10 protein-coding genes and 1 pseudogene are annotated in these 12,623 nt (G+C 39.6%); 1 reads left to right on the top strand and 10 read right to left on the bottom strand.

Going from position 1 to position 12,623, the window contains the following annotated elements; translation table 11 throughout:
* Positions 1-5: 5 nt before the first annotated feature.
* The 3 genes from HT696_RS09810 to HT696_RS09800 all read right to left on the bottom strand — a co-directional run bounded on the left by HT696_RS09810 (position 6) and on the right by HT696_RS09800 (position 4,844).
* Positions 6-1,229: an FtsW/RodA/SpoVE family cell cycle protein gene (locus HT696_RS09810; RefSeq protein WP_112443510.1), complete on the bottom strand. Its 1,224-nt coding sequence runs from the start codon at positions 1,227-1,229 to the stop codon at positions 6-8.
* A gap of 36 nt (positions 1,230-1,265) precedes the next feature.
* Positions 1,266-3,716 (bottom strand): bifunctional DnaQ family exonuclease/ATP-dependent helicase, encoded by a 2,451-nt coding sequence (locus HT696_RS09805; protein WP_173217606.1) that lies wholly within the window; start codon positions 3,714-3,716, stop codon positions 1,266-1,268.
* Between the two features lie 198 nt (positions 3,717-3,914).
* Positions 3,915-4,844 carry a peptidase U32 family protein gene (locus HT696_RS09800; protein WP_173283605.1) on the bottom strand — a complete coding sequence of 310 codons (930 nt, stop codon included), beginning with the start codon at positions 4,842-4,844 and terminating at the stop codon, positions 3,915-3,917.
* Between the two features lie 139 nt (positions 4,845-4,983).
* On the opposite strand from HT696_RS09800, the gene HT696_RS09795 reads away from it, so the two are divergent.
* Positions 4,984-5,271 carry a DUF3270 domain-containing protein gene (locus tag HT696_RS09795; RefSeq protein ID WP_050971616.1) on the top strand — a complete coding sequence of 96 codons (288 nt, stop codon included), beginning with the start codon at positions 4,984-4,986 and terminating at the stop codon, positions 5,269-5,271.
* A 28-nt stretch (positions 5,272-5,299) separates the two neighbouring features.
* Here HT696_RS09795 and ciaH read toward each other — a convergent pair whose 3' ends face one another.
* The 7 genes and pseudogenes from ciaH to HT696_RS09760 form a co-directional block, all read right to left on the bottom strand.
* Positions 5,300-6,634: a two-component system sensor histidine kinase CiaH gene (gene ciaH, locus HT696_RS09790; RefSeq protein ID WP_173283604.1), complete on the bottom strand. Its 1,335-nt coding sequence runs from the start codon at positions 6,632-6,634 to the stop codon at positions 5,300-5,302.
* Positions 6,624-7,298 carry a two-component system response regulator CiaR gene (ciaR, locus tag HT696_RS09785; RefSeq protein WP_000590628.1) on the bottom strand — a complete coding sequence of 225 codons (675 nt, stop codon included), beginning with the start codon at positions 7,296-7,298 and terminating at the stop codon, positions 6,624-6,626. Before ciaR ends, ciaH begins: the two co-directional genes overlap by 11 nt.
* A 107-nt stretch (positions 7,299-7,405) precedes the next feature.
* Complete coding sequence (locus tag HT696_RS09780; RefSeq protein ID WP_173282984.1) at positions 7,406-9,952, bottom strand: M1 family metallopeptidase; 2,547 nt, start codon at positions 9,950-9,952, stop codon at positions 7,406-7,408.
* Positions 9,953-10,074: 122 nt separating this feature from the next.
* A complete protein-coding gene (locus tag HT696_RS09775) occupies positions 10,075-10,515 on the bottom strand; it encodes an ASCH domain-containing protein (protein WP_173282983.1) in 441 nt (146 codons plus the stop codon).
* Positions 10,490-11,327, bottom strand: a pseudogene (locus tag HT696_RS09770) (putative PEP-binding protein). Before HT696_RS09770 ends, HT696_RS09775 begins: the two are co-directional and overlap by 26 nt.
* 74 nt (positions 11,328-11,401) lie before the next feature.
* Positions 11,402-12,130 (bottom strand): GNAT family N-acetyltransferase, encoded by a 729-nt coding sequence (locus HT696_RS09765; protein WP_112443503.1) that lies wholly within the window; start codon positions 12,128-12,130, stop codon positions 11,402-11,404.
* A gap of 7 nt (positions 12,131-12,137) precedes the next feature.
* Positions 12,138-12,617, bottom strand: coding sequence for an NUDIX hydrolase (locus HT696_RS09760; protein ID WP_112443502.1), 480 nt, complete (start codon positions 12,615-12,617; stop codon positions 12,138-12,140).
* Positions 12,618-12,623: the final 6 nt, after the last annotated feature.

Raw genomic sequence — 12,623 nt, 5'->3', positions numbered from 1 at the left:
TCTCCTTATTTGATTTGTTTTAATACAACCTTTTTCCGTTTGAATGGAACTTTTCCGCTCTTTTCTTCAGCTAGATTAGTCTGGTAACTCATCGATAAAAGCAAGCCAACACCAATCAAATTACTGATAATAGCTGATCCCCCTTGAGAAATGAAAGGCAAGGGAATCCCAGTCAAAGGAAGCAAACCTGTTACGGCACCGATATTCTCAAAGATATGAAAGAGTAACATCATAATCAAGCCAGTGGAAATATAGGTGTAGAATTGGTTATTTGATTTCAGAGTAATCTTCAACATACGATAAATCAACATGAGATAAAGGGCGATAACAAGGACAGAGCCAATAAAGCCAAAATCTTCTGCAATGACCGTGAAAATCATATCCGACTCTCGAACTGGGATAAGCAGATTCGAAGCATTAAATCCCTGACCAAATAAGCCACCACTCCCAATGGCAATCTGCCCTTGAGCCTGCTGGTAAGTCGTTGTTTGGGCAAACTCAAAGGGATTGAGCCAAGCCAAAATCCGATTGATTTGGTAGGTCGGCATTCCAATCTGGTGAAGAAAAGCTCGTCCGTCCTTGCTAAGAAAGATTGCTAAGAAACCAGCAACTCCTGTTACAGCAGTCACAAATACTGGGATAATAATTTTCCAAGAAACCCCTGATAATAAAACGATTCCTGAAAAAATGGCTACAAAAACCAAAGCCGTCCCCAAGTCACTTTGAAGTGCCAAAAGAACTAGGACTGGAATGGTAAAGAGAATCATCCAAAAAATTAACAAAAAGTCCAGCGGAACCGTGCGTCTCCATTCCTTATGTTTCTTTGTAAATTGAACTATCACACGAGCCAACATGAGAATATAGGATATCTTCATAAATTCTGACGGTTGGAATAGGGTAATTCCATTTATTGATACCCAGTTTTTGGCACCCGTTGATGCAACCAGGCTTGGATTATAAAAGACGATCGGCAAAACCATGAGTCCCAAGCCTAAAATATATAGAAAGGGGGTCACCTTCCAAAGAAACTCTGTATTGAAGAGCATGACGATAAAACCAATCACAAGCCCCAAGGCAATCCAGGCGACCTGCTGCCCTAAAATGGGCAGAATATTATTTGGATAATCATGACTAACGGCTATATAGATAGCCACCACGCCAATAACCAGTAGAAAAAATACTGGCAAGAGCAAACTATAATCGACTCTAGAGTCGAGAGAACGTTTCATATACACTAACCTTATACTTTCATACAATACTATTTATCAAAGTTCATTTAAAAATCTATCAATAGCCTCATTAACTTCAGATTGAGCAATCGTTGTAACACTCGCTTCTTTTGCTAGAGAAGTCACTATTTGCTTGCCGTATCGTTTTCCGACAATTCTCCTATCCAGAATGAGGGTTAAGGAACGTTGGTGTTCACGTCTCATACTTCTTCCCAAAGCCTGTTTTAAACGAATAATAGCCATCGGCAATTGATAATCATAAAAGGCATTTTTCCCTTCTTGATTCAGTTCCTGATTGATCTTTTTCGTCAAGGGTTCTTGGGGATTTTGGAAAGGAAGTCTTGATACAACTTGAATCACAAAAGGATGACTTGAAAAATCAACTCCCTCCCAGAAACTTGCTGCACCAAGCAGGATTTGTTGTTCACCTTTTTCAAAGCGTTTCTTTAGCTGATGAACATCCCCATTTTTATACTGGGACAAGTGGTTAACTGGAAGTAAATCCGATACTGCTAGAAGCATGTCTTTAGCAGTAAAGAGAACCAAAATCGGTTGCTGGAAAGCTTGAATTTCCACTAGTAAAGCAGCTACCTCTCTGGCATAGACTTCTAAGGAGGTTTCTGTTACCAGGGGAAAATCTTTGACCAAGACCACTTCTTGATCCTGTTTTTTACCAGCTTCAATCTTAACAAATTTGGCTTCAGGATAGCCTAGAAGGTCTGCCAAAGAAACTCTCTGACTAATCTCAAGAGTAGCCGATACTCCCAAGACTTGACATGAATTAGGTACTAAAGAAGATAGGAGAATACGGCCTGATTTTGTAGAAGAAATCTGAATTTTCTTTTGACTCGTTTCAATTGCTTCAAGCCAGTAATCTCGGTCAGCTGTAAAATAGCGAACCAGCTCCTCAAAGCCTTCTACCTCTAATTCTGAAAAATACTGGTGGAGATTGGCAAGAGAATCTAAGATATTTTTCCTAGATTTTCCAGACTGAAATTGTTCTATCAAGTAGAAGCACTCAAAGCGAATACTTTCTAGTATTCGTTGTTGAATCCTGTTTTCTTCTCCTACTAAAGCCTTATCAAGCAAAGCGATAATAGACTGGATATCGTGGGGCTCTTGAAGCAGATTTTCTAGAGCCAACAAGATCTTTTGAACTTCATCAATAATCAATAAACGGTCACTGATAAATTCAGGATTATCTTCCAGTCTGGTTACAAGATAGGCATGATTGGTCACTAAAAGCTTGCAGGTCTCTGCCCTTTCTTGACTACGTTTCCAAAAATCTTCTGTTACAAATAAACTTTTAGAAGATAACTTTCCGTCATGACGAAGATCTGTTAGAAAATGTTGATAACGGTAGAGTTGCCCAATCTCATCCAAATCCCCTGTCTCTGTCTCAGTCAACCAGACCAAGAGTTGCATTTTAAAACGTCTAAATAAGCGATTTTCATCATTTTCCTGCAAGGAACGATAAAAGGTATCCAACTTCAGATAATTGTGTGGTCCCTTTAAAGAATGAATATCTGTATGAAATACTTCCTTGAGACGTTTACCTTCTTCTTCCATGATTTGATTTTGAAGAATCTTTGTCGGAACACTAAGGACAATCTGACGATTTTCCACTTGGGACAAAGCGGGTAAGAGATAGCCATAAGTTTTCCCAATCCCAGTCGGCGCTTGAATCAGAGAGACAGGCTCATCTTTCAATAGCAAGCCAACCTCTTTAGCAAAACTTTCTTGTTCCTCCCTCACTTCAAGGTTCAACAAAGAAATATTTTTAGAAAAATCTTGAGATAGTTTTCGTGGCTCATTGGGAGCTGCAGTTTTCTTGAAATATAGCCCTTGAACTTCAATCAAGTCTGGAGAACTAAGGATAGATTGGTTGCGATAAATTTCCTCAATAACCAGGTAGGACTCATATAAGAGAGCGTCAGCCATTTCCAGCAAGCGTTCCAAGAGACCTTTCGGAAGCTGGGCCATCTTTTCCCGTAGAAATAAGAGTAATTCCGCTGTAGCTTGGGCGTCTGAAAGGGCTGTGTGAGCGTGTTTTAGAGGAATTCCTAATTCTCGGCACAATATCGGCAAACTATATTTTTCCAGTTCAGGGAAAAAGACTTGGGCCAATTCGACCGTGTCAACACGAGGATTTCTTAGTTCATAGCCTTCAAAAAATAAATTTTCCGCCAAAAGATTGGCATCAAACTGAACATTATGGGCTACAAAAAGCCCATCCTCCACCAAGTCAAAGATTTTTCTAGCAACTTGCGAAAAATCAGGTGCTTGCGCCAGACGTTGGTCTGTCAATCCTGTCAGTTCTTTGATATGAGCATCCAAGGGTTCATGTGGATTGACATCCGTCGTATAGTGATCGACGATTTTTCCGTCCTCAATCACGACAATTCCCACTTGGATAATTTTAGCCTTACTACCTGTGCTAGTTGCCTCTAAATCCACCACAACATAGCGATTACCAATCGTTTTCATTATAAAAAATTATACCAAAAAAAGGGCCATTTGGCACCTGCAAACATAGGATAATTTTCAAACTCAAGAAGGTCACTTTTCTTAAAAATCCTAATAAATAGAGCATCCTAGCCTACTTATTTTTTGAAAATATTGGAGAATAAGAAAAATTGAGAGAAGAAATGTTTGCATCTTTCTTCTCTCAACGAATCATTTACTTTATTTAACCATGTCAGGATCGTAGTCATAAAATCCTGTATCAAGGAAACGGTTTTTAGGGTGAAGTTTACGCACTTCTTCATCCAGCAAGAAGGCTTGGTCATGGCTAAAGTTGCCCTCTTGAATCAAGCTACGCACTTGGATAAAGAGTTTTGCAATCTCAACAAAGTTTTGACCTGGAGTATAAAGTCCTTCTAATTTCCAATGGGTAAAACCATGCTCCACCAATTCTGTCAATTTAGTCATCAAATCAAGGTCGTTATTGGCAAAGATATGGGTACCATGATTATCTTCAAAAATGGAATAGTGGCTCTCTGGGTCACTTGGCTCTGCCAAGAAGAGGTCACGCTTGCGCGTCTTTTCATCATCGATATGCGTAAAGTTATAGTAGTTTTGCAAAAGTGGACGTTTAGAATGATGGATGACACTAGCACCGTACACCAAAACTTCAGCAGGAATTTCTAAAATCTCTGGCATTTTGAAGAGTTCAGCCGATGGAATTTCACGCGCCAAAACAGCCTCAGATGCGCCAGCCTTTTGTCCCCAGAAGTTAATCTGACGACTGCTTGTCACCATGGTTGAAGCATCATAGATGGTCTTAAATGAATAACCATCGCGATTGACCACGTAAAAAACGCCTGCATCCCCAATCGTAATGTAATCGGCCTTAATTTCTTCCAAGAAATCGAGGAAGGGCTTAATACGATCCATCATGTCTTGGTGCATAAGGGCATTGACTGCAACAATCAATTCCTTATCAGCATCATGAACCAGCTTAGCGATTTCACGCAATTGATCATGACTAAAGGTTGTTGGCAGACGAAGGCCAAAATCTTTCTCACCGACATAGATACGGTCTACGCCAGCTTCGAGCAGTTGTTCAACTTGTTCAATACTTTCAGCAGTTGCTGTAATGATAATCTTTTCCATAAGGAAAATTATACCATATTTCTCCAAAATCAGCTATTCTTTGAAAATGAAAAGGGACCTTATTCTTTTTGTAACCTTTCTGTAATAATTCTCTGCTGAAAAAATGATAAAATAGGTATGTACTGTTAAGGAGAGAATCATGCCCGTAAGAAAATTACAATCCTATGAAGTAGACTATCAAGAAGAATTAAACCAGCAACTTCCTCATTATCAAGCTTATACACCTGAAGCACAAACTGATAGCAATCTCAAAGAAATTTTATTTTTTGTCAATATCGCTGTTTTTTGTATCTGCATTGCCATCTTTAGTTTTATCTTTTTATCATTAAAATTAACAACTGTGCTCGCCTTACCTGCAGCAATAGTATCCAGCTTACTTGTTTTAAAAGTCCAACGCTCTATTATCAAACGAAAACTTAAAAAATAAACATATCGCCCCATCTGGAGCGATATGTTTATTTTTTCTTTTTAGATGATGTATGAATGGCAATCTTCACTTCAAAGATTGTTCCCTTTGGCTTATTATCTTTAACAGTAATGGTTCCTTTTAGCGCATCTACAATTTGCTTGGCTAGGGACAATCCTAAACCAAAGCCACCTTTTTGCCGGGTTCTAGCCTTGTCGACTCGATAAAAACGATCAAAAATTTTCTTTTTATCTTCTGTCGAAATACCGACTCCATTATCGGAAACTAGCAAATAAAGATTACGATCGGTCGCCGAGATAAGAAAATCAATTTCACCATCCTCTTCAGTATACTTGACAGCATTATCAAATAAGATAGTCATCAACTGCTTCAAGAGCAGTTGATCCGTCACAATCGGACGATGGATCCGATTTTCAAAACGGAAGACACGATCATTTTCCGAAGCAATCATCTCATAGTTTGTGAAAGTCGTATTGAAAAAACTAGTTGGAACTTCTGCAAGCTCCGGCTTAATCCCATCATCTCTCCGAGCTAAGTTCAGCAAGTTTGTCGTCAAAAAACGCATATTTCGGACTTCTTCCAAACTCGATGCAATGCTTTCGCTCACATCCATAATGGTTGCTTCTGGCTTACGGAAAAGGGTCTCTAAGCGATTTTGCAAAACTGCAAGTGGAGTTCGTAACTCATGACTGGCATTTTCCACAAAGGACTGTTGCTTCTGCATGCTCTCAAGCAAAGGACGAACACTGACCCTAGCTAGATAGAGACTGGCAAGTAAAGACAAAATCCAGAAACTAGCCATCACGACCACAATCAATTGCTCATGCTTTTGACTGGCCTGCTCCAACTGACTGGTGTTAATCAAGACAGCAGCATACTTGATATTGGTTGAAACCGAACTGATATTCGTTTCCATCAAAATCATGCGATAGATTTCTTCTTGTCCATAGCTATTAAAAACTTGAATCTGGTAGATATGGCCTAGTTCTTTTTTCTCTAACTTAATCTTATCCAAGCCCAAAAATCGATTTCCAGAAAGGAGTTGGGTAAAATTCTTATCAAAGAGAATGACTTCCGTATTGGAACTGACATTGGGTTTTATCTCAGTCTTGCTAGTATCTGTAGCGGCATTTTCTAAATCTTTAATCTCTTCTGTTGCCCTATTTACAGCAAGCTGAATAACTGCTTGAGGATTTTCACTCAGTCCGTGGAGCTTATCATCCACCGAAGTATAGAGACTCGAATGCATGACTTGCAAAATAATCAGAGTCATTGTAGAGAAAATCAGAGTGAAGACACCAAAGTTGCGGATAAAATAACTAAAGTCATCCGCATACCATGTTTTTTTTAGTTTACTGAACATCTTTTAAAATATACCCAACACTGCGCAAGGTTTGTAAATTCTCTGCAAAAGTGGTTCCTTTTAATTTCTTACGGACTTTTGAAACATAGACTTCGACAACTGAAATCGTTGTATCACTATCAAATCCCCATAGACGATCAAAAATCTGCGTCTTAGGCAAAATAACATTTTGATTTTGAAGGAAATAAACTAGTAAATCGAACTCTTTCCCCAGCAATTCGACAGTAGTATCTTCAACCTTAACGGTATTGGTTGATAAATTGATGAGAATATCTCCATAAGATAGCGTATTTTCATTAAACTTACCTGAACGTTTGAGAAGGGCCTGAATCCGCATTTTGAGTTCTTCTAGGTAGAAAGGCTTGGTCAGATAATCATCCGCTCCCAGTTCAAATCCATGTCCCTTGTCATCCAAACTTTCCTTGGCGGTCATGATCAGAACTGGAGTCGTAATTCCCTTTTCACGCAATTCTTTCAAGACTTGGAAGCCATTTTTTTCTGGTAACATCAAATCGAGCAAAATCAAGTCATAGACACCACTTTCAGCTTCGTAGAGACCTTCTTCCCCATCAAATACCTGCATGACATCCGCAAAATCGTCTAAAAAGTCGAATACTGAATTTGACAAGCCTAGGTCATCCTCAACTAATAAGATTTTTATCATGAGAAACTCCTCCTTATTAAAACCATTATACCAAATTTGCCTTAAAAAAAACTCAACTCCCTCTCACTTTAAGAGAGAAAGTTGAGTTTTTATTATTTTACGAACGTTTAAGCTTTTCCATATTGAAGAACGACTGCTTCCACTGCAGCTTTTTCACGGTTAATCAAGTCAACACGCGCTGCAATTTCCTTGATTCCCATACCGATGTTACGGCTGAGAGCAAGATCAGAAAGTTGTGGCTCAAAGAATTCCTTGTATTCCACCAAGCGTTGCTGAGTCTTAAATACATGAGCAGGAAGGATAACAAAGCTATCAAAGCTCATATCTCCTCCAAGAGCTGCCTTAATCCAAGCCCAGTTTTCACGCGCCCAAGACCAAGCTGTTTCCTGAGTTGCTTGATGAGCTAGGAATTGGTAATACCAAGCAGACAAGTCTTGTGGTTTCACCACAAATTTGTCCTTCCAAGAAGCAATCAAGGTTTGGATATTGTTCGCATCTGTACTGTAAGCAAGAGCAGCTGCCAACTGACGTTTAAAGACAGCATCTGTTGCGTGCGTATAAGTGTCAAGATAAAGTGCTAACAAGTCTTTAGTCTCATGATGTTTCATCTCATTAATCAGAACTTGTGAACGAATAGCTGCTGGAAGTCCTGCAAGATTCTCCTTGTGAGCCGCGAAGATTTGGCTAGCGACTTGACTAGCTTCTGCATCATTTGAGCGAATCATCATAGAAACAGCCAGCTGACGAACCAATTCATCCTCATCTGATTCGCCATCTTTAGCTTCAAAACCAAGACGGTCATAGTTGTGACGAGCCAATTTAGCAACCAAGGCTTTGAAGGCTCTTTCAGCTTCTGTTCCTTCATCGATAAAGCGCTCAAGGGCCGAAATCACTTGAGAAACAGCTGAAACAACAAGGTAAGATTCTTCCTTGGCAAGTTTATCAAGAACTGGGAGCAAGTCAGCATAAGAAATGTGTCCTGCCTCAGCAAGCAAACGACGTTCTTGGACGATTTGCAGTTTGCTTGTATTATCAAGCTCAACTAGGTCATCAAGAACAGCATCTAGCAAGTCTCCTTGATAGTCTGTAATGTAGTGGGCTGTATTTTCAGTGTTGAAGCGAAGAGCTCCTTCATTTTCAGCAAGAAGGGCTGCGTAGCCAGGGATTTCGATGCTTTCAGTTTCAAGTGTATCAGGCAAGCCTTTCCAGTTACTATTGAGTGGCACAACCCAGAGACGGTTCTTGTCTTCGTGCTCACCGATGAAGAATTGTTTTTGTGAAATCTTCAAAACATCATTTTCAACTTTAACAGTAAGAACTGGATAACCAGGTTGTTCCAACCAAGAATCCATGAAGGCTGCGACATCACGTCCAGACGCTTGACCAAGAGCATCCCAAAGGTCACGACCAATTGTATTGCTGTATTGATGTTTTTCAAAGTAGGCATGCAAACCTTTGGCAAAATCGGCATCACCTAGCCAACGACGAAGCATGTGCATGAGGCGACTTCCTTTGGCATAGACGATAGCTCCGTCAAAGAGCGTATTGATTTCATCTGGATGTTTCACTTCGACGTGAACAGATTGAACACCATCAGTCGCATCACGTTTCAAGGCAGACGGAACACCACCTGTTTGGAAATCTTCAAAGATATTCCAGCTTGGTTCAATAGCATCCACACAGACGTACTCCATCATGTTCGCAAAGCTTTCATTAAGCCAAAGGTCATCCCACCATTTCATAGTAACGAGATTTCCAAACCATTGGTGAGCCAATTCATGTGCCACAACAAGGGCAACTTGTTGACGGCTAGCAAATGTTGAGTTCTCATCCACAACCAAGTAAACTTCACGGTAGGTCACAAGACCCCAGTTTTCCATAGCACCAGCCGAGAAGTCAGGAAGGGCGATGTGGAGAGATTGAGGGATTGGGTACTTAACTCCATAGTAATCTTCGTAAAACTCGATAGAGCGAACAGCGATGTCCAGTGAAAAATCAAGGTTAGATAGTGGGTGGGCTTTGGTTGAGTAAACACCAACAAGGGTACCGTTTTTAGTTTTAGCCGTTACACCTTGCAAATCACCCGCAACAAAGGCTAACAAGTAAGAAGACATACGAGGTGTTGTTTCAAACTTCCAGATACCTGTTTCCTCACGGTTTTCAACATCGATTTCTGGCATGTTAGACAAGGCCAATTCACCTTCTACTTGGTCAAAACGTAGAGAGAGGTCAAAAGTTGCTTTGGCTTCTGGCTCATCCACACATGGGAAGGCTTCGCGCGCAAAATGGCTCTCAAATTGAGTAGACAAGACTTCCTTCTTGACTCCATCAACTGTGTAATAAGAAGGGTAAATCCCTGTCATGTTGTCTGTGATTTTTCCTGAGAAAGCGATAACCACTTCAACTTGACCAGCCTCAGCCAATTCGATATGAAGGGCTTCATTGTCATGGTCAACAGTAAATGGGCGAGCTACCCCTGCAACTTCTACAGAAGCTATTTCCAAGTCTTTTTGATGAAGGGAAATGCGGTCACTCTGTGCTTGACCAGTGATGGTCACTTTCCCAGAAAAAGTCTTGGTCTCACGACTCAAGTCTAAAAATAAATCATAATGTTCAGGAACAAATTGCTTAATAAAATGTTCAACTGCTTGCATAGTTTTCTCCTATTCTAAGTTTAAGAGCTGCTGCTCTTCTTCAAACAAACTTATTATATCATGTTTTGTCTAAGAAAAAAGGATTGGACAGCGATTTCCAAAACTTTCTTCCGTCTAACAGTCTACAGAGGGTAGACCTTGCGAAATTCTTCTAAAACAACCTTGCTGTCAGGTGTAAAAGTCTGTCCTGCCTCCCTCATCCACTCGGTGAAAAAGTCCTCATGAACCTGACGCCAATAGGCTAAAGATTTGTCTCCCTCGCCTTCCTTGTAGGCATGGTCAGCAGAAACTTGATTAAAGGACTGAACGGAAACCTTTGTAATTTCGACAATGCAGACAGCCTGATTTTGACTGTCTAAAATGACATCAAATGTCCCTTCTTGCGGAGGGGGTTCATCTTCTAGTGCGTAGAGGTCGTAGGCTGAAGCTGTTGCCGTCTTTTCTCCTTCTAAAACCAAATCTGCCAAGAGATCGGCTTCCACTCCAAAAGCCCAAGCATCGATTTCATCTCCGATAGAAGGATTGATTTGTTTGTATTCATTCCACATTTCTCGCGGTGTCATGGGTTTCTCCTTTGTAATTTTTTACTTTCTTCTTTTACACGTTTGAGGTGGTCTGGATGGTCAATTTCTAAATCAAAAATCTCCGGAATAGAGCTGTAATGGAGAATGCATTCGATACCCATCTGATTCATTTTTTGTATGAAAGAAGTATTCAGATAGCCTGCTACAGCAAAATCAATCTTGTTCTTTCTTGCTTTATTCTGCATCTGTCTCAACATATCTAACATAATTGGATTTTCCATATCATGCCATTGACTGTTTCTCACAGTGGCAAAAATAAAAGAAGTCAAATCATTCATTCCAACTACAATCTTTAAAATGCCCGTTTCCATTATTCTGTCCAAGTCAAAATATGCTGACGGTAATTCAATCATCGTGGCAATTTTCCCAGTAAAGCCATGCCGACGCAATACTGTAATAGCTTGTTTTAATTGATCGGCATCATTGACAAAAGGAAAGATAACAGACAGATTGGGATTGATTTGATAAACTTCTGTAACGACATGTGCTTCAGCCTGAAATTCATCCAGACACGCCAGTAAACGCCTAGTCCCTCTATAACCAAACAAAGGATGGCGTTCATCAAAATACTCTTTAGTCCCCTTTAGACAATTAGCTTCTATATTCGTTAATTCAGAAAAACGATACCAAACTTCTTCATTTGAGTACAGGGAGCAGATAGTCTCTAGATAATCTTTTACAAATTGCTGACAACTGGGTAATAGGATGTTTTGATTAAGCTCTCTCAACAAGTATTCCCCACGAATCATTCCAATGTAGTGAAATAGTTGAGGATAAACTTTTTCAAGAATTTTTTCGCCACTAAGAGCAAGTTAATTTTGCATGTCCATTCACCTCATCTTAAAAGATATAATATCAGCTATCATTATATGACACTTTTCTCTAGTTCAAAAGCTACATAAGGTCCAATTAACTCATATCCTAAAAATTCTGCTACTTTTTTGGAAGCCTCGTTATGAGCATCCCAAAGTGGAAACATATCTCTATTTAAACTCTCTAGAATCATTGCAGCACCAAGCTTTTTAGCAAATCCATTTCCTTGTTCGTTTGGTCTAGTTGCAACTTCCACTTCAACTGCTTCACTGTAAACTAACCCTGAGGAAATCCCAGCAATCAGTTCATTATTTTTAAGAATCACAAAGCCAAATCCACCTTTTAAAACAAAATCCTGATAGGACTCAAAATCCCCCTGTAAATCCTGTGACCATTCTTCCGTAGAAAAGCAGTTATAAATATGATTATCAATAGGCACAATATTGTAGCCTTCCTCTAAATGAGTAACTAGATCATTTAGAAATTTGACTTGAAAATTTGCCTTATCTTTAAAAGAATAGCGAGTAAAAGAATTTAGCCCCACTTTCCGATGCAGAAAATCTTGCCAATTAGTATTTTCTGAAATAATAATCTTATAATCTAAACCATATTTTCTAACAAAATCTTCCCAAAATCTGGAATCCAACTCCCCTGCTAGGTATAGAAAATTCCCAACATCATAAAAGCTTGTTGCCCTATCATTGTTTCGGTAGACAGTTCCAATTTGAGATTTAAGACCATAGAGAACCATATTTTTCTTCCATGTTTTAAATAGTTCCATTATCCCCCTACTTCACCTTCCAATTCATGTAAGAAGTATTGCCCAGTTCTGTAAATCCTAATAATTCAGACTTAACCTTCAAGACTAATGGCGATGCATTTTCTTCTGTTATCTCTTGAATATCTATCCAAATATATCCAAGTGAATCGTTCGCACCATCAGACACAGCTTCCGAAATCGTAACTTGAGGTGCACTCTCATTCATTTCAACATCATACAAGGCCATGATATGGTGAACCATAAAATTTTTTAACTCTTCCCTGACGAAAACATCGTAGATTCGAGGATTAGAGTAGCTTCTAACAGTAAATCCCGTCTCTTCCATAACTTCTCTAGTCAGCGTTTCCGTCAGGCCTTCACCAAGTTGCTGACTGCCTCCAGGTAGGTCATACCGATGTTGATAAGGGCCTCTCGTTTTTTCAATGCAGAGTAACTTCCCATTTTCAAAGCAAACAGCGTAGACACCAAAGTGTCTTTTGATTTCCATCAGATC

Origin of the sequence: Streptococcus sp. 9903 (assembly GCF_013276625.1) — a bacterium.
GTDB lineage: Bacteria > Bacillota > Bacilli > Lactobacillales > Streptococcaceae > Streptococcus.
The sequence above is the reverse complement of the archived record's forward strand: the minus strand, read 5'-3'. Positions and strand labels throughout refer to the sequence as shown.